Raw genomic sequence first — 17,045 nt, 5'->3', positions numbered from 1 at the left:
ATAAATTTAACTGGTAAGACCTTTTTTGTGAACTTATATATTCGACTTTTATTATTGTTTTTTAAAATTAAACGTAACAAGCAATATCAAAATTTACTTGATACGGTAGATATTGATTACAAAGCTCTACCTACTGATTGTGACATTAATTTACATTTAACAAACTCACGTTACCTCGCGATGATGGATTTATCTCGAACTTGGATGACTGAGCGCGTTGGCTTGCTTAAACAAATAATGAAGCGTCGCTGGTTTCCGATTGTTAACGCAACTGCTATTACTTATATTCGTGATATTAAGCCTATGCAGCGATATACAATAAGTACTAAGTTAGTTGGATGGGATCATAAATACTTTTATATTGAGCAAAAGTTTCACTCAGAACGAGGCTTACATGCTATTGCTTATGTACGCGGTGTATTTAAAAGTAAAAAAGGTATTATAAGTATTGAAGAAATGCTTGAAGTGGCTGGTTTTGATGGCAAAACACCTATATTGCCAAGTGAAGTTATGCACTGGAAAGAAATGCTAGAGCAGAAAAAGTTAAGTAACCTGCCCTAATCTCTACAAATGAAAAAAAGGCCTTTCGGCCTTTTAACACACATTGTAATTGGGTAACTACGTACTACTTTATATATGCTTTAAAAGCTGTATCTAACACCGAACATAGCAACAACGGGGTCAAGCTCAACAGTTGATGTAAGTGCTTTTGCACCATTAGCATAAACAGTGGCATCGGTATCAATATCCATAATTGATACCATGGCGTGTAAACCCCAGTTTGCATCAATTTTATAGTTAGCACCTACCTGAGCCATAAAGCCAAACGAATCATCTAATTTTACTTCTACATCGTCTGTTCCTAGCGTCACTTTAAGTGCTTGAGAAGGTTGCTCATCAAAAAATGCAGTGTAGTTTATGCCTACGCCTATAAAAGGTCTTAGCGCATAACTTGTGTCTAAAAAGTGGTATTGCGCAACTAAAGAAGGAGGAAGCTGTTTTATATCTGCAATTTTGTTGCCTGCTAAGCCGCCTGCGCCATTTACATCGTGTGAAAAAGGTGTTGCTGCTATTAGTTCTAACACCCATTGATCGTTAAATGCATAATCTACAGTGATACCTAGTTGAGTATCTGAATCACCTTTAAGGCCCAGCGTAGGCGCTTCATTAATTGCTGAGCTACTGTTATCTGGGTTTACGTTAATAGCGCCAACATTTACGCTAAAGTTAGCGTGTGCAGCTGGAGAGAGTGCTAATAAAGAGGTTAATAATGCGATGCTAATTTGAGTTTTCATGTTGTTCTCCAAGAACTACTGTTTGATTGGCGCTATTATTACCGAGCAATAAAAATGAAAACCTGTTCTAGATCAAAGTTTAAAAAACATTTTAACCTTGTGGAATGCTTTATTGATTTAGATTAAATTTAGCGTCGTTCTGCTTTTGAAAAGATTGACATATTTATTTCATCAACAGTCATATGAATGTATTAAGGCTGACATCGCTTAGTCATAAACTCACGTTTTAATAAAGGCACATTAAATAATAAAGTGTGTTTAACATGTTTTTAGAAGCATTCGAAAAAAAATCAAAAACAACGGATATTCAAAAAGAAGTTGTAGAGCACTTACAAACACTAATTCGCTTTGAATCAGTAACCCCTAACCAAGCGGGTGCAATTGATTGGCTTGCAGTTAAATTGTTGGATTTAGGTTTAAGTTGCGAGCAATTTACTATAAATGGTGTAACCAATTTAATTGCCTGCATAAAATTCAAAGATGGCCCATGTGTTGCTTTCTCAGGGCACATTGATGTAGTACCAGCAACAAGTAGCGGTTGGTTAAGTCCTCCTTTTGAAGGGCGAGTGCGCAATGATGCAATATACGGTAGAGGGGCGGCCGATATGAAAGGGGGGGTTGCCGCCATGCTTAGCGCCACAAAAAAGTTAATTAATAGTGAATCCGCTAAAGCAGGGACACTTTACTGGCTTATCACGTCAGATGAAGAGGGAGAAGCTGAATTTGGTTCCCAAGAAATAGTTAATAAGCTTGCCAAGCAAGGTGTTGTATTAGATGGCTGTATTGTAGGGGAGCCATCAAGTGTGGCACAAGTTGGCGATACGGTTAAGAATGGCCGTCGTGGTGCGCTTTCAGCTCGGATTTTAGTTACTGGTAAGGCAGGTCATGTAGCTTATCCTCAAAACACACTCAATGCTGCTCATATTGCTGCAAAAATAGTAAATAGCTTGAGTGATCAGATCTGGTTACTCGATGTGGCTAGCTCAAAAACCACACTGCAAGTGACTGGAATTAACATAAATAATGTGGTCGATAATTTAGTGCCAAGTCATTGTGAGATTACATTTAATGTACGTTATAGCCACGGTTACAGTAGCGCAGCAGTTAAAACGCAATTAATGAATACCCTAAACAAGTTTGCTGAGCATTTTACAATTGAGTGGGAACGCCCATGCGAGCCTTATTATACAAGCCATAATACGGGTTGGAGTTTACTTACTCATATTGAGCAGGCTATTTACAAAAACACCTCAAGTTACCCATTACTAAGTACAAATGGAGGGACATCAGATGGACGATTTTTTGCCAGCCCCCATACTCAAGTTATTGAATGTGGTGTGCGAAACAATACGATTCATCAAGCTAATGAACACGTATCTATTAGTGATTTACTTAAAATTGAAGCTATTTATACAACTTTACTAGAGCAGATATTTATAAATAATTAAATATAAATCGAGTACTTTATAAATATAAAGCACTCTCTTATTATTGGTTATTCCAAATAACGTTTGGCTTTGTTTTCTTTTACATTTTCAAGATCGACCAATACCAACCCATCAACACAATTATTAAAATCGGGATCAATACTAAAGCTTAAAAATTGCACGCCACCTGGTTTACAAAGTTCAGTGTATTGTTTAAATAAAGTAGGGACTTGAGCCCCCATATTAGCTAACACATGCTTTAACTCTACAAAATCTTCTTTTACGTCATTGCCGCAAAAAAGAGTATTGCACTGGGTTAGCTGTTGCTCAGTTAATTTAAATTCATTATTAGGCGTAGCTAATTCAATACCACTTTTATAGTAATGCTGATAGTAATAAACGAGCATGGCTTTTGCTTGCTCGGGTAGAGCATTTGATACACTTACAGCACCAAACAAGTATCTGTACTGTGGATAGCTTTTTATAAAAGCGCCAATGCCATACCATAAATAGTCGAGGCTCTTACGTCCCCAATATTTAGGCTGTACAAAGCTTCTACCAAGCTCAATTCCTTGTTTTAGATAGGGCGTCATAGCGTCGGTATAAGAAAATAAGCTATCAGTATACAAACCTTCGCGGCCATGCTTTTGTATTATCTGTTGTGCACAGGCTAATCGATAAGCACCTACCAGCTCTAGCTGCATTGGGTCCCACAGTACAAGGTGTTGGTAATCCATATCGTATTTATCTATATCACGACGCTTACCACTACCTTCACCGACTGCTCTAAATGCAATTTCTCTCAGGCGCCCTAACTCTCTAAAAATAGGTGAGCTACCTGCATATTGGTATAGATGAATATGCATACCGTCTTGCGTTTTACCAAGAAGTTGGCATTGCTCAATTGCTCTTTTTAGCTCTTTTCTGCACTCGGGAACAGCGATAGGTGTTTGTGTTTTTAGCGGCAGTGCTTTTTTTGTTGTAAGCCTATAAAGCTGTTTACGGATGAGGTTTACAACTTCTTTATCTTTAAGATTTTCTATTAAGTAAGATTCAGGAGGGATAGAGGCGCCAATCTCAAACTCTAAAGATTTTTGGCGCTGCTTAAACATTTCGGCCACTAATAGTAAACTTGCCAAAGGTTTATAAATCATTGATGTGCCATAAAAAAGTGGACTGTTTTTGGCTTTAATATAAATAGGTAAAATAGGGCAGTTAGCTTTTTTTGCCATACGTAAAAAGCCACTATTCCATTTGCAGTCTTTAATACCTGTTAGCCCTAATCGCGATACTTCTCCTGCCGGAAATATAAGTAATGCGCCTTCATCCTTTAAATGGTTTTGTATATTACTAAGCTCTTGTTTTTTACTCATACCAGATAAGTTATCTACGGGGAGTAAAAGTGAGTGCATTGGAGTAACCGACATCAACATGCGGTTTGCCACTACTTTTAAATCCTGTCTTACAGTTGAAAGTAATTTGATAAGTGCTAAAGCATCTAATGAACCAATAGGGTGGTTAGCAACGATAACAAGTTTACCCTCATTAGGAATATGTTCTATCTGCTTAGGTTTATAGCGCGTATTAAAATTGAGTTCATCGAGCACTTGTTCAACAAATTCTAATCCTTGTAGGTGAGGGTAGGCATCACCAAAAGCAACAAACTCTTGTTCATGTAATAAGTAGCCTAGGCCTTTTTTTACTAAACCTTTTACTTTTGGTGAGTTCTTTAGTTGTGGTAAGTTTGCAGCAATTACTTTATCAACACTTATCATATTAACCTCATATTCCGTTTGGCCTATTCGCCATACATGTAAGATTAAAAAAAGGGTGTGACAGTTACTTTGCAGTAGTGTGACTTTTTAAAGTGCTAACTTATAAACTGTGTATTGTTAGGAGAATTTATGTCGGTATTGGTTGCTATAACTGGGCGTGACAACACAAAACTAATAACGAAGTTACAAGAGCGATTACCAAATACGCTGATAGAGCAATGGCCTGATTGCAAAAGCGCACATGATGTGGATTTTGTACTTGCGTGGAAAGCGCCAGAATCTATGTGGCCACAGCTACCTAACTTAAAGGCTGTGTCGTCATTCGGTGCTGGCGTAGACAGTATCGATTTAACATTACTCGACGAAAGTGTTGAAGTAGTACGTATTGTTGACATGCAACTAGCTGAAGATATGGCGGAATATGTACTGACACATGTGTTAGCTCAAAAGTTACGTTTAAAAGAGTATTACATTAAACAAACACAGCAAACATGGAAGCCAAAGCGGGCGCATAGTAATAAACATGTCGGCATACTTGGGTTTGGTGAATTAGGCAAAGCATGCGCGCAAAAGCTTATAAATAATGGCTTTAAGGTAAGTGCCTGGGCGCAAAGTAATAAAAACGCGACTAATGTCGAAATTTTTTATGGCGAGGAAGGCCTCAATAGTATGCTTTCTGATGTTGACTACCTTGTATGTCTATTACCCCTTACGCAAGCAACGACAGGCATTATTAATCACTCAATGCTCGCAAAGCTACCTAAACATGCTGTTGTTATTAATGTGGCACGCGGTGCTCATGTTGTTGAACAAGACTTACTAAGTGCATTAAATAACGATAGCTTACGCGCAGCTACACTCGACGTGTTTGATCAAGAACCTTTAGCGTCGAATCACCCTTACTGGGGAAACCCCAAAATAACGCTTACACCACATTGCGCGGCGATTTCTGATTTAAATAGTGTTATAGAGCAAATAGCCGATAATATTGAATGCTTGGATAAGGGGTTAGTACTTAATAATCCAATAGATAGAACTAAAGGTTATTAGCTGATAGCTAATTAGTTTAAAAAACAGCTTGTTAACATTTGTAATTTTCATTAGTGTAAAAGGTATTCTCACTAATAAAAAATACAAAGAGGGTGTTATGAAATCGAGTCAAAGTGGCGTTAAATTAAGCCTAGTTATTGTTTCAATTATTATACTTGGTGTTTCAGCTTGGTTTAATCAGGCTAATGCAGAGGATACTCCTTCTAAAATACAAACCCAAAGCGAGTTAACAATAGCGGACTAGCCTACTTACTATGTATTCCTCTTTTTAGCAGTACACAAGCATTATTTTCACAGTAGTGCTTGTGTGCCCCTGAAGCTCTAATTTTCATCTTGATTGAAAGTGCTTTTTAATATTTTTAAATTCTTAACAAAAAAGCCCAGCAATGCTGGGCTATTAAATATTCTAGGGAAAAGTTGTTAACTTTGGGTTACATTAAATTGCCCAAATGTATAAACTTTAAACAAGTAAAAAGTATTGATCAACACTAAACTCATATTTGAAATAACACTCGACGACATAAGATCTAAGCTAAATGATAAGAATAATAAACCACACGCACTAATGGCGGCAACGCGCAGCAGTGTTATCTGGTTAATAAAGAATGCACCTAAACCTAGTGCAAGTAGTGTAGTATTTAAAAGCCAATCTAGCTCGTTTAGCATGGTCGTTTCAATAGTTCAGTTGTTGAAAAAAGGAGCGCCATTATGTTGATCTTTTGCGCACCTTTCAACCAAGTAATTTTAAATTTTCAGATTAGTTTTTTTAATGCTAAAAGTAGCTACCGATTGCTGAAAATAAACCATTATCAGCAATTACTTGATACTTTTGGCAGCTCTGCGGTTTTTGTAAGTCACTGCATAAATAAAGGGACTCACGGCTAGAATCATAGGTGGGGTGTAGGTTTGAATCAATTAAAGTAGCCCCCTTGCCAAAGAATCCGGGCCAGTAAACACTCTCACTTACCATCCCTAATTTTTTATAGGTGAGTAAGGTAGGTTTTGGAAAAGCTAAAATTATTACAGCAACGACAGCGAGTGATATAAACAGTCCTTTTTTTTGCGTTGTTTTTTGGCTTATATCATTCTTTGCACTGGAATTTAACTCGCTAGGTGAAGGGCGCTGAGTAGAACGCTGAGGTTTTCTTTTTTGCGCTGTTTTTTTTCTTGCCGGTGCTTTACCTAGCAACGATTGTTTATTTGGGGTTTTAGACATAAAGCAAATCTGGCCTTTTTTCCGTAGGTCTCTATAATTAAATGAGTAAATTTATATACTAAGCTAATTATTATGATAACTTAAAGTTAGCTTATAGCCTACGAGGAATAAAGATGAATACGCAGCTATCAATTTTAATTGTAGATGACGTTAGCACAGTGCGTAGTTTTTTGAGCCAAACGCTCATGCACTTAGGGATAGATAACGTAAAGGAAGCATCTACTGCCTCACAATGTATTAGTGAGTGCCAAGCTGCAAATTATAATATCATTTTTTTAGACATTGAATTGCCAGACGGTGATGGTAAAGATTTGATTGCACAAATCAATGAATTAAGCCCAGAGACAAATGTGGTTATGGTGTCGGCACATTCAGGTATTGAGAATGTTAAGGATGCAATTGATAAAGGCGCTAAAGGGTTTGTAGTAAAGCCATTTACACCTAAAAAAATAGCGGCAATGCTTAAGAAGTTTTATCCAGATTTAGAAAATGTCTAATAAAGTAAGTACATTTAAAATTTAAACAAAAAAAAACCGGCAAAAGCCGGTTTTTTATATTCTATCAAAAACAAATTATAGAGCTTTAATCTTAGCTGCTATACGGCTCTTATGACGAGCTGCTTTGTTTTTGTGAATTAGACCCTTAGTTGCGTAACGGTCTAGGATAGGTGTAGCAACAGAAAAAGCTTGCTGTGCAGCTTCTTTATCGCCCGCTTCAATAGCAACAATTACTTTTTTGAAGTAAGTGCGCATCATTGAACGACGGCTTGCGTTGTGCTGACGGTTTTTTTCGCTTGTGATAGCGCGTTTTTTTGCAGACTTGATGTTAGCCAAGGTTTGCTCCTAACAATCTTAAAATAAAGCTTAAATTAAAGGCCGTGGAATATGCCTGTTTCTATCATGGATGTCAATTTAAATTTAACAATCCAAGAAAAACTGCACCATATAACGAGCATCAATTTGCCGCTTTAGCAGTTAATACCGACATTGTAACAAAGCACAGACCCCCAGCCTAGTGCTTTAAAGCGATTTATAAAAAAGACTGTGGCATAATCGCTTATCTTGAGGATTTTTGAGTAGGTTTAAGGTGTCAAAAGGTTTATTTCGCTCCGGTATGATTGTTAGTTGTATGACTATGATATCGCGTATTTTAGGGCTCGTTCGAGATGCTGTTGTTGCCAATTTATTAGGCGCAAGTGCGGCGGCTGATGTTTTTTTATTTGCTAACCGTATTCCTAATTTTTTACGTCGTTTATTTGCAGAAGGTGCCTTCGCACAAGCATTTGTACCTGTGCTGAGTGAAATTAAAGAAAAGCAAGGCGACGACAAGGTCAGACTTTTTGTTGCACAAGCAGCAGGCACATTAGGAACCATTTTACTGATTGTCACTATTATAGGTGTTGTTGCTTCACCCGTTATTGCAGCATTGTTTGGCACCGGTTGGTTTATAGATTGGTGGCAGGGCGGACCCAATGCCGAAAAGTTTGAACTTGCAAGTTCATTACTTAAATTTACATTCCCTTATTTGTTTTTTGTAAGCTTAGTTGCGCTTAGTGGTGCGGTAATGAACGTGTATAACCGTTTTGCTGTTGCTGCATTTACACCTGTTTTACTCAATGTTTCTATCATTACATGTGCAATTTTTTTACATGATAAATTTAGTGTTGGGGCTTATTCACTCGCAATTGGCGTATTTATTGGTGGCGTTGTGCAGTTATTGTTTCAACTTCCATTTTTATACCGTGCAAAAATGTTGGCGCGTCCACGCTGGGCATGGCAAGACGAAAACGTAAAAAAAGTACGTAAACTTATGCTTCCTGCTTTGTTTGGTGTATCTATTAGCCAAATTAATTTGTTGCTTGATACCATGATTGCTTCATTACTGATGACAGGCTCGATTGCATGGCTTTATTATTCAGACCGTTTAATTGAATTTCCATTGGGCTTATTTGGTATTGGTATTGCGACAGTTATTTTACCGGCGCTCTCTAGGTTACATAGCAGTAAAAAAAGTAGTGACTTTCAGCATACCCTCGACTGGGGGGTGCGTTTTGTTATATTTTTAGGCCTACCAGCAATGATAGGTCTAATGATCATCAGCCCGCTTATTATCACCGTATTGTTCGACCACGGTGCGTTTAAAGAAGACAGTGTTGATCATGTTAAAGCAGTAAGTTTAGGCGTAGTCGCATATTCAGTAGGGCTTGTAAGCTTTATGCTGATTAAAGTACTTGCTCCTGGCTTTTATGCTCGTCAAGACACAAAAACGCCGGTGCGTATTGGTATTATTACCTTGGTACTGAATATGGTATTTAATATTATGTTGGCTCCTTTCATTGGTTATTTAGGGTTAGCACTCGCTACTTCGCTATCGGCTAGTTGTAATGCATTTTTGCTGTATAGGCAGCTTAAAAAAGAAAATGTGTATCAGTTTTCATCAATGAGTATGCGCTTTACACTTAAATGTGTTGTTGCAAGTATGGTTATGGGAGCTGTTACATGGTTTGTGAGCAGTTACTATTACTGGGCTACATGGGCTTTTACACAGCAGGTAGTCTTATTAATAGCACTCGTGGCTTTGGCAGGTATTAGTTACTTTGCAATGCTATTTTTGATGGGCGTTAGACTAAATACGATAAAAAGTGTAGCAATTACTGAATCAAACTAAAAAAAAGATTATAATCGGCAACTCTGCGGCTTTAATTAATTTTTAGTCGTAATTAATAGCTCGCTAAACAAGGCATTAGGTGGCATGGAGTTAATTAGAGGTATACACAATATTCGCCCACACCACTTTGGTTGTGTGTTAACTATTGGTAATTTTGACGGTGTTCATTTAGGCCACGCAGAAGTACTAAAAGGCTTACTTACTGATGCTAAAGCGCATAGTTTGTCTAGCACTGTAATGCTATTTGAACCCCAGCCACAAGAATTTTTTGCTAAAAACAATGCCCCAGCACGGCTAACGCGCTTACGAGATAAGCTACGTTTGCTTAGTGATTTAGGTATTGAGCGAGTTATTTGCATTAGCTTTAATCAGCAATTTGCAAACATGCATGCTGAGCAATTTGTTAATGATATTTTGATTAAAAAGTTAGGTGTTAAAGCTCTCACTGTTGGCGATGATTTTAAGTTTGGAAAGCAGCGCCAAGGTAACTTTGACTTACTTGCTAGCATGGGCAAGCAAGCGGGCATGGACGTAAAAAGCACCGCGAGTTTTCGTCAATTAAATGCTAGAGTAAGCAGCACTTTAATACGAGATGCTTTGGCATCTGGTGACTTAGCAAGTGCTAAAACAATGCTTGGTCACGATTATGCTATTTCTGGGCGTGTTATACACGGCTGGAAAAGAGGACGTGAACTCGGTTTTAGAACGGCAAATATTGCCCTAAAACGCCAAGTGTGTCCTGTCAACGGGGTGTTTGCAGTGCAAGCAACGATTGCAGGAAAACAGATTTTTGGAGTTGCAAATGTAGGCAATAAGCCGACATTTAATGGAACTCGTGCATTATTAGAAGTTCATCTTTTTGATTTTGCACAGGATATTTACGGACAATTTATGCATGTGGAGTTAATAAAAAAACTTCGCAATGAAAAAAAATTCGAGACATTAACACAATTAACGGCGCAAATAGCAACTGATGTTGCTGCCGCTAAGCAGTGTTTTGGTTTAAATCAGGTAGCCGATAGAGACGGAATGTAGGATAAATGAGCGACTATAAACATACTTTGAACTTACCGGAAACACCGTTTCCAATGCGTGGCAATTTGGCACAACGTGAACCAAAAATGCTTAAAGCATGGTATGAAGACGACCTGTACGGTCAAATTCGCAGCGCTAAGAAAGGTAAAAAGACCTTTATTTTGCATGACGGCCCTCCGTATGCAAATGGCGATATCCATTTAGGCCACTCAGTTAATAAAATATTAAAAGACATTATTGTTAAGTCTAAAACATTATCTGACTTTGATTCACCATTAGTCCCAGGTTGGGATTGTCATGGTTTACCAATCGAGTTAATGGTTGAGAAAAAAGTAGGCAAGCCGGGCGTAAAAGTAACCGCGAGCGAGTTTCGTGAAAAATGCCGTGCATACGCTAAAAAACAAGTTGAAGGTCAAAAAGTTGATTTTAAACGTTTAGGCGTATTTGCAGATTGGGATAAGCCTTACTTAACAATGAACTTTGACTTTGAAGCGAATGCAATTCGTGTACTTGGTCGTATTATTGAAAAAGGTCATTTGCATAAAGGTGCTAAGCCTGTGCATTGGTGTACAGATTGTGGTTCTGCATTAGCAGAAGCAGAAGTTGAATACCAAGATAAGCAATCACCAGCGATTGATGTACGTTTTACATTTGTTGATCAAGATGCTGTTGTGAGTGCATTTGATTTGGCTGATGGTCATAAAGGTGAAGGCAGTGTTGGTACTGTTATTTGGACAACAACACCGTGGACGCTTCCAGCAAACCGCGCAGTAGCTGTGCATGCCGATTTAGAATATGCATTGGTGCAGGTTGAAGATGAAGGCGTACAACAACGTCTAATTTTAGGCTCTGAGCTTGTTAAAGATGCAATGGACCGCTTTGGTTTTAATCACTTTCACGTATTAGGTTATGTAAAAGGTGCTGCACTTGAAAACTTACAAGTAGCCCATCCTTTTTATGATTTTAATGTACCAGTGATTGTTGCAGAACACGTAACGACTGACTCAGGTACCGGTGTTGTACATACAGCACCAGGGCATGGTCAAGAAGATTTCGTGGCTGGTTTAAATTACAACCTTGAAGTAGCTAACCCTGTTGGCGCTAATGGCGTTTATTTACCAGATACTGAACTTTTTGCAGGTCAGCATGTATTTAAAGCAAATGCGAACGTAATTGAAGTATTAAAAGAGCACGGTGCATTAATGCATCATCATGCTATAACTCATAGTTACCCACATTGTTGGCGCCATAAAACACCCATTATTTTCCGTGCTACACCACAATGGTTTGTAAGTATGGATCAGGCTAACTTACGTGAAGATTCTTTAAAAGAAATTAAAAACACGCAGTGGTTGCCAGAGTGGGGCGAAAGCCGTATTTCGAACATGGTTGAAAGCCGCCCAGATTGGTGTATATCTCGCCAACGTACTTGGGGTGTGCCAATTGCATTGTTTGCAGATAAAGATACCGGTGCACTTCATCCAAATACTCAAGAACTCATTGAGCAAGCTGCACAGCTAGTTGAAAAGTCTGGTATTCAGGCATGGTACGATTTAGATCCAGCTACATTACTTGGTGAAGAAGATGCCAAGCAATACATGAAAGTGCAAGATACGCTAGATGTATGGTTTGACTCAGGTGTTTCACACGCATGTGTTGTAGACGCACGCGAAGACTTGGTTGGTCCAGCTGATTTATACCTTGAAGGTTCTGATCAACACCGTGGTTGGTTTATGTCATCAATGATGACATCAGTGGCTATTAATGGTCATGCGCCATACCGCCAAGTATTGACTCATGGTTTTACTGTTGATGAAAACGGCCGCAAGATGTCTAAGTCACTAGGTAATGTTATTTCACCACAAAATGTGATGAATAAACTAGGTGCCGACATTCTACGTTTATGGGTTGCCTCTACCGATTACACGGCAGAAATGACTGTGTCGGATGAAATATTTAAACGCTCTGCCGATCGCTACCGCCGTATTCGTAACACTAGCCGTTACTTGCTTGCTAACCTAAATGGTTTTGATCCAAAAACAGATCAAGTTGCTGTTGATGATATGGTTGAGCTTGATAAGTGGATTGTTGGTCGTGCTGCTCAGTTGCAAGATGAAATTTTAGCCGCATACGATAGCTACCAAATGCTATTAGTAACGCAAAAGCTAATGAACTTCTGTACGGGTGAGCTTGGTTCGTTCTATTTAGACGTCATTAAAGATCGTCAGTACACAGCTAAGAGTGACAGCCATGCACGTCGTTCTTGTCAAACAGCGCTTTATCATATTGCAGAAGCAATGACGCGTTGGATGGCACCTATTATGAGCTTTACCGCACAAGAAATTTGGGAAGCTTTACCGGGTGAGCGTAGTGACTACGTATTTACATCTGTTTGGTACGATGGTTTACAAGCGCCAACAAATAGCCAATTTAGTAACGATGACTGGTTAGAGATTTTAACAGTACGCGACGAAGTAAACCGCTTATTAGAAGCTGCGCGTAAAGAAGAAGTCATTGGTGCAACGCTTCAAGCAACGGTTAATTTATTTACTGGTAAAGAGCTTGCCGCTAAATTAAATGCGCTTGGTGATGAACTGCGTTTTGTATTATTAACATCTGCCGTAAATGTTTCTGAAGTTGATAGTCAGCCAGCTGATACACAAGCTACCGAAATTGAAGGTTTGTTCATTAGTGTTGCTGCAACAGATGCTGCTAAATGTGAGCGTTGTTGGCATTACAGTGAAGATGTAGGTGTTAATCCTGCTCATCCTGAAATTTGTGGTCGTTGTGTAAGTAATGTTGACGGCGAAGGCGAAAAGCGTCAATTCGCTTAGGAGTTATTCTTAGTGAGCAAACTAGCCCAAAAAAGTGGTTTAGTGTGGCTTTGGTTGAGTCTATTACTATTAGTAATAGACTTTGCCAGTAAAACACTTGTTGTAGGGACTATGGCTTATCAAGAGTCGATAAACTTACTCCCTGTTTTTAGTATTACTTATGTGCATAACTATGGTGCTGCTTATAGCTTTTTAAGTGAAGCGGGTGGTTGGCAGCGTTGGTTTTTAAGTGCGATTGCCATTGCTATTAGTGCTTTACTTGTGTGGTGGCTAAAACGCTTACCTGCAACAAACAAAGTACTATGCGGTGCTTATGCACTGGTACTTGCAGGCGCTATTGGTAATTTATACGATCGTATTGCGTATGGTTATGTAATCGACTTTATTCACGTATTTTATAAAGACTCACATTTTCCGGTATTCAATATTGCTGATTGCGCTATTTGTATTGGCGCAGCGTTATTGTTATTTGACGCCTTTACCGGCGAGAGTCCGAAGGAGCATAAAGCATGAGCCAAGCTGTAATTGGTGAAAACTCGCAAGTTATTTTCCATTTTTCTATTAAATTAGAAGATGGCTCTGCCGCTGATTCTACCAAGGTGCACAACAAACCTGCTAAATTAACAATGGGCGATGGCAGCTTAACGGCAAACTTCGAAAAGTGTTTATTAGGTTTAACTGCAGGCGAAAGTAAAACGTTTGAATTAGAACCTGAAGATGCTTTTGGTCAGCCAAATCCAGATAATATTTACTACGTTGACCGTAGTAAATTTGGCCCAGAAACACCAGCTAAGGTAGGTGCAATTATTGCGTTTACTCAACCAGACGGTACTGAGCTTCCTGGATTAGTTCGCGAAGTGCAAGGTGAGTCGGTAACGATTGATTTTAATCACCCTTTATCTGGCCAACGTTTAACGTTTGAAGTTGATATTATTGAGGTGGAAGGTTAATGGAAATATTACTAGCTAATCCACGCGGCTTTTGCGCTGGTGTTGACCGTGCTATTAGTATTGTTGAGCGCGCCCTAGATATTTTTGAAAAGCCAATTTATGTGCGCCACGAAGTAGTACATAACCGTTATGTGGTTGATGGATTAAAAAGTCGTGGTGCGGTATTTGTTGAAGAGCTTGATCAAGTACCTGACGACAGCATTGTTATTTTTAGTGCACATGGTGTTTCGCAAGCTGTTCGCTCAGAGGCTAAACGTCGTGATTTAAAAGTATTTGATGCAACGTGTCCGCTTGTAACTAAAGTACATATGGAAGTTACACGTGCGAGTCGTAAAGGTATTGAGTGTATTTTAATTGGACACCATGGCCACCCTGAAGTAGAGGGAACAATGGGACAATATGATAACTCAGCCGGTGGCATTTATCTTGTTGAAACCGTTGATGATGTTGTTGCGCTTAATGTAAAAAATGCTGAAAATCTTTTTTATTGCAGCCAAACAACACTCTCAGTTGATGACACAGCAGATGTTATTGATGCACTGCGCAATAAGTTTCCATCAATTGACGGACCTCGTAAAGATGACATTTGTTATGCAACGCAAAATCGTCAAGACGCTGTTCGTGACTTAGCTGATAAAGTTGATGTGCTATTAGTTGTTGGCGCTAAAAATAGCTCTAACTCTAATCGCTTACGTGAACTTGCAGATAAAATGGGCACAGTTGCTTATTTAATTGATGACGCAACTGATGTACAAGAGCAGTGGGTTTCAGGCTCTAAATCAGTTGGTGTAACTGCGGGTGCATCTGCGCCAGAAGTACTTGTACAACAAGTAATAAGCCGATTAAAAGAGCTAGGTGGCACACAGGTTGTTGAGAACCCAGGTGAAGTAGAAAATATAGTATTTGCTGTTCCTGTAGAGCTACGTTAATTTAAATATATTAAACATTTAGATTAAAGGAGAGTCGTTATGAGCAAGTCACTTCAAAATGATGGTTTGCTTTTTTCGGCTCTTTTTAATGAGCGAGGCGTATTAGCCACGCTTATTGTTTCTCAAGTTATTGCTATTGTTTTAGCTTTTGCACCTAATGTAGAAGGAGATATTTGGCTACGACTTGGGATCATTAGTTTGTTTATGCATTTAATTGTTTTAGTCGGTACCTCTTCTTTATACTTCTGTAGATTTTTCTTACAAAAACGTACTCAAACTTTTCAATTAAGTCTATTTTTTGCCTTTTTTTTATTATCTACCTGTATTTTTAGTATTTTATTTTCTCATTTTGCTTTTGATATAGATGATACAAATAACTTAATTTATTTCACACTTCGCAATTGCATTATAGTGGCTTTGCTGGCTGCTTTATTCGTCCAGTTTTTATTAATTCATTTTGAAAAAGAGCAGCAAACTAAAGCACTTTCTCGTGCAGAGCTTGATGCCCTACAAGCTAGAATACGTCCTCATTTTTTATATAATAGTTTAAACACTGCTGCAGAGCTTACTCATCATGATGCCGATGCGGCAGAACAGGCTATTTTAGCATTAGCCGCCTTATCGCAGGCTGCAATGCACTCGGGGAAGAATGTATCTCTTGAAGATGAAATAACGTTGAGTAAGCAATATATCGCACTTGAAACATGGCGTTTTGGTAATCGCTTAAGAGTTGATTGGCAAATACCTAATGAACTACCCGCATTGAGCATTCCTTGCTTAACCCTGCAGCCATTAATTGAAAATGCGGTATGCCACGGCGTTGAAACAAGTGAGCATGGTGCAGAAATAAAAGTAGAGCTACATATCACTACCGGCTATATAACCATGATTGTTTCTAACCCTATAACAATTTCTAATGCTCAAACTAGGCCTAATAACGGAATGGCGCTTGAAAATATTCGCCAGCGATTAAATATTTATTATAAAAATAAAGCACAGCTAACAATTACTAATAAAAATGATGTGTTTAGGGTCAAGGTCGTTATCCCTAAGCTAATTGAGGGCAGTGTATGAATGTACTCATTGTTGATGATGAACCTCTGGCGAGATCTCGCTTAATCCGTTTGTTAGCACATGATAAAAGTATAGTTGTGCAAGGTGAGGCAAGTAATGGTAATGAAGCCTTAGCACTTGCTAAAAAGCAAACGCCAGATTTGATTTTTTTAGATGTTGATATGCCCGGTATGAATGGTTTGCAAGTTGCTAATGAGCTCAATAGTTTAACCCTACCTCCTGCTGTTGTTTTTATAACTGCCCACCCTGAACATGCCTTCGATGCTTTACAGTTAAGTGCTGCAGGTTATTTAGTTAAACCTATTACAGAGCAATCACTGCAAAAGGTGCTTAAGCAAGTAGGCCGTTTAAATAAAGTACATATTCAAAAACAACAAAATGTAAAAGTATCTTATCAATTAGCGGGTACTCTACGTAGTGTTGATATAAATGATGTTTTGTATTTTAGTGCCGAAGAAAAATATACCAAAATGATATTCTCAGGTGGAGAGGCTTTACTTGAACAAAGCCTAAAGCAATTAGAGCTGCAATATCCCGCATATGTTTTACGAATTCACCGCAATGCTTTAGTGAATAAACAAAAAGTAATAGCCTTGCATTCAAAAGGGAATGGCAATCATATGATTGAGCTACAAGGGTGCAGTGAGTTATTGCCAGTGAGCCGCCGCGAGCTTAAATTAGTTAAAAATACGCTTTAGACTTATTTCGCAATTAAGTTGCCTCTGACTTAAATACATTTACGCTTAATTACTACTTTTTTGTTGAATGAGCCGATTTAATTAACCGTTTATCA

The 17,045-nt window shown here is 38.5% G+C and carries 18 protein-coding genes; 13 read left to right on the top strand and 5 right to left on the bottom strand.

The window, feature by feature from the left end:
• The first annotated feature begins 27 nt into the window (after window positions 1-27).
• Window positions 28-561: a thioesterase family protein gene (locus I6F44_RS07010; protein ID WP_121954443.1), complete on the top strand. Its 534-nt coding sequence runs from the start codon at window positions 28-30 to the stop codon at window positions 559-561.
• An 80-nt stretch (window positions 562-641) separates the two neighbouring features.
• Here I6F44_RS07010 and I6F44_RS07005 read toward each other — a convergent pair whose 3' ends face one another.
• A complete protein-coding gene (locus tag I6F44_RS07005) occupies window positions 642-1,295 on the bottom strand; it encodes an OmpW/AlkL family protein (protein WP_197173507.1) in 654 nt (217 codons plus the stop codon).
• Window positions 1,296-1,558: 263 nt separating this feature from the next.
• Between I6F44_RS07005 and dapE the strand changes: the two genes are divergently transcribed.
• A complete protein-coding gene (gene dapE, locus I6F44_RS07000) occupies window positions 1,559-2,743 on the top strand; it encodes a succinyl-diaminopimelate desuccinylase (protein ID WP_121954442.1) in 1,185 nt (394 codons plus the stop codon).
• 47 nt (window positions 2,744-2,790) lie between these two features.
• Here the strand turns inward: dapE and I6F44_RS06995 are convergent, their stop codons facing one another.
• Window positions 2,791-4,497: a lysophospholipid acyltransferase family protein gene (locus I6F44_RS06995; RefSeq protein WP_197173506.1), complete on the bottom strand. Its 1,707-nt coding sequence runs from the start codon at window positions 4,495-4,497 to the stop codon at window positions 2,791-2,793.
• 129 nt (window positions 4,498-4,626) lie between these two features.
• Between I6F44_RS06995 and I6F44_RS06990 the strand changes: the two genes are divergently transcribed.
• Together I6F44_RS06990 and I6F44_RS06985 are read left to right on the top strand one after the other, a co-directional pair.
• Complete coding sequence (locus I6F44_RS06990) at window positions 4,627-5,547, top strand: 2-hydroxyacid dehydrogenase (protein ID WP_197173505.1); 921 nt, start codon at window positions 4,627-4,629, stop codon at window positions 5,545-5,547.
• A 97-nt stretch (window positions 5,548-5,644) separates the two neighbouring features.
• Complete coding sequence (locus I6F44_RS06985) at window positions 5,645-5,791, top strand: hypothetical protein (protein WP_007581365.1); 147 nt, start codon at window positions 5,645-5,647, stop codon at window positions 5,789-5,791.
• A 176-nt stretch (window positions 5,792-5,967) separates the two neighbouring features.
• Here the strand turns inward: I6F44_RS06985 and I6F44_RS06980 are convergent, their stop codons facing one another.
• On the bottom strand, window positions 5,968-6,213 hold the full coding sequence (locus I6F44_RS06980; protein ID WP_002958222.1) for a hypothetical protein: 246 nt from the start codon (window positions 6,211-6,213) through the stop codon (window positions 5,968-5,970).
• A 106-nt stretch (window positions 6,214-6,319) separates the two neighbouring features.
• The gene (locus tag I6F44_RS06975; RefSeq protein WP_121954439.1) at window positions 6,320-6,763 is read right to left on the bottom strand and encodes a hypothetical protein; all 444 of its coding nucleotides are present in this window, start codon (window positions 6,761-6,763) and stop codon (window positions 6,320-6,322) included.
• Between the two features lie 113 nt (window positions 6,764-6,876).
• Here I6F44_RS06975 and I6F44_RS06970 point away from each other — a divergent pair, with 113 nt between their 5' ends.
• The gene (locus I6F44_RS06970; protein WP_002958224.1) at window positions 6,877-7,260 is read left to right on the top strand and encodes a response regulator; all 384 of its coding nucleotides are present in this window, start codon (window positions 6,877-6,879) and stop codon (window positions 7,258-7,260) included.
• Between the two features lie 75 nt (window positions 7,261-7,335).
• On the opposite strand, the gene rpsT is transcribed toward I6F44_RS06970, so the two are convergent.
• Window positions 7,336-7,596, bottom strand: coding sequence for a 30S ribosomal protein S20 (gene rpsT, locus I6F44_RS06965; protein ID WP_002958225.1), 261 nt, complete (start codon window positions 7,594-7,596; stop codon window positions 7,336-7,338).
• Window positions 7,597-7,891: 295 nt separating this feature from the next.
• On the opposite strand from rpsT, the gene murJ reads away from it, so the two are divergent.
• The 8 genes from murJ (at window position 7,892) to I6F44_RS06925 (ending at window position 16,950) form a co-directional block, all read left to right on the top strand.
• Entirely contained in the window at window positions 7,892-9,430 is a 1,539-nt protein-coding gene (gene murJ, locus I6F44_RS06960) for a murein biosynthesis integral membrane protein MurJ (RefSeq protein WP_374703123.1), read from the top strand.
• Between the two features lie 84 nt (window positions 9,431-9,514).
• Window positions 9,515-10,465, top strand: coding sequence for a bifunctional riboflavin kinase/FAD synthetase (gene ribF, locus I6F44_RS06955; protein ID WP_024607280.1), 951 nt, complete (start codon window positions 9,515-9,517; stop codon window positions 10,463-10,465).
• Window positions 10,466-10,470: 5 nt separating this feature from the next.
• Complete coding sequence (gene ileS, locus I6F44_RS06950) at window positions 10,471-13,299, top strand: isoleucine--tRNA ligase (RefSeq protein ID WP_121954437.1); 2,829 nt, start codon at window positions 10,471-10,473, stop codon at window positions 13,297-13,299.
• A gap of 12 nt (window positions 13,300-13,311) precedes the next feature.
• Window positions 13,312-13,812, top strand: coding sequence for a signal peptidase II (gene lspA / locus I6F44_RS06945; RefSeq protein WP_007376920.1), 501 nt, complete (start codon window positions 13,312-13,314; stop codon window positions 13,810-13,812).
• Window positions 13,809-14,249 carry an FKBP-type peptidyl-prolyl cis-trans isomerase gene (fkpB, locus tag I6F44_RS06940; protein WP_002958231.1) on the top strand — a complete coding sequence of 147 codons (441 nt, stop codon included), beginning with the start codon at window positions 13,809-13,811 and terminating at the stop codon, window positions 14,247-14,249. Before lspA ends, fkpB begins: the two co-directional genes overlap by 4 nt.
• Entirely contained in the window at window positions 14,249-15,178 is a 930-nt protein-coding gene (gene ispH / locus I6F44_RS06935) for a 4-hydroxy-3-methylbut-2-enyl diphosphate reductase (RefSeq protein ID WP_007581370.1), read from the top strand. Before fkpB ends, ispH begins: the two co-directional genes overlap by 1 nt.
• 39 nt (window positions 15,179-15,217) lie before the next feature.
• A complete protein-coding gene (locus I6F44_RS06930; protein ID WP_010555108.1) occupies window positions 15,218-16,252 on the top strand; it encodes a sensor histidine kinase in 1,035 nt (344 codons plus the stop codon).
• Window positions 16,249-16,950: a LytR/AlgR family response regulator transcription factor gene (locus I6F44_RS06925; RefSeq protein ID WP_121954436.1), complete on the top strand. Its 702-nt coding sequence runs from the start codon at window positions 16,249-16,251 to the stop codon at window positions 16,948-16,950. Before I6F44_RS06930 ends, I6F44_RS06925 begins: the two co-directional genes overlap by 4 nt.
• The last annotated feature ends 95 nt before the right edge of the window (window positions 16,951-17,045 follow it).

It is taken from the genome of Pseudoalteromonas sp. NZS11_1, assembly GCF_015864275.1.
In the GTDB taxonomy this organism is placed as follows: domain Bacteria; phylum Pseudomonadota; class Gammaproteobacteria; order Enterobacterales; family Alteromonadaceae; genus Pseudoalteromonas; species Pseudoalteromonas arctica.
Note: the sequence above shows the minus strand (reverse complement) of the source record. Positions and strands in the feature narration are given on the sequence as shown.

What these genes read in the sequence shown, in the direction of transcription:
- I6F44_RS06980 (WP_002958222.1), bottom strand. Translation starts at nt 6,213, where the DNA reads ATGCTAAACGAGCTAGATTGGCTTTTAAATACTACACTACTTGCACTA.
- I6F44_RS06995 (WP_197173506.1), bottom strand. Translation starts at nt 4,497, where the DNA reads ATGATAAGTGTTGATAAAGTAATTGCTGCAAACTTACCACAACTAAAG.
- ispH (WP_007581370.1), top strand. Translation starts at nt 14,249, where the DNA reads ATGGAAATATTACTAGCTAATCCACGCGGCTTTTGCGCTGGTGTTGAC.
- dapE (WP_121954442.1), top strand. Translation starts at nt 1,559, where the DNA reads ATGTTTTTAGAAGCATTCGAAAAAAAATCAAAAACAACGGATATTCAA.
- I6F44_RS07005 (WP_197173507.1), bottom strand. Translation starts at nt 1,295, where the DNA reads ATGAAAACTCAAATTAGCATCGCATTATTAACCTCTTTATTAGCACTC.
- I6F44_RS06970 (WP_002958224.1), top strand. Translation starts at nt 6,877, where the DNA reads ATGAATACGCAGCTATCAATTTTAATTGTAGATGACGTTAGCACAGTG.
- fkpB (WP_002958231.1), top strand. Translation starts at nt 13,809, where the DNA reads ATGAGCCAAGCTGTAATTGGTGAAAACTCGCAAGTTATTTTCCATTTT.
- I6F44_RS06985 (WP_007581365.1), top strand. Translation starts at nt 5,645, where the DNA reads ATGAAATCGAGTCAAAGTGGCGTTAAATTAAGCCTAGTTATTGTTTCA.
- ribF (WP_024607280.1), top strand. Translation starts at nt 9,515, where the DNA reads ATGGAGTTAATTAGAGGTATACACAATATTCGCCCACACCACTTTGGT.
- murJ (WP_374703123.1), top strand. Translation starts at nt 7,892, where the DNA reads ATGACTATGATATCGCGTATTTTAGGGCTCGTTCGAGATGCTGTTGTT.
- I6F44_RS06975 (WP_121954439.1), bottom strand. Translation starts at nt 6,763, where the DNA reads ATGTCTAAAACCCCAAATAAACAATCGTTGCTAGGTAAAGCACCGGCA.
- I6F44_RS06990 (WP_197173505.1), top strand. Translation starts at nt 4,627, where the DNA reads ATGTCGGTATTGGTTGCTATAACTGGGCGTGACAACACAAAACTAATA.
- I6F44_RS06930 (WP_010555108.1), top strand. Translation starts at nt 15,218, where the DNA reads ATGAGCAAGTCACTTCAAAATGATGGTTTGCTTTTTTCGGCTCTTTTT.
- ileS (WP_121954437.1), top strand. Translation starts at nt 10,471, where the DNA reads ATGAGCGACTATAAACATACTTTGAACTTACCGGAAACACCGTTTCCA.
- I6F44_RS06925 (WP_121954436.1), top strand. Translation starts at nt 16,249, where the DNA reads ATGAATGTACTCATTGTTGATGATGAACCTCTGGCGAGATCTCGCTTA.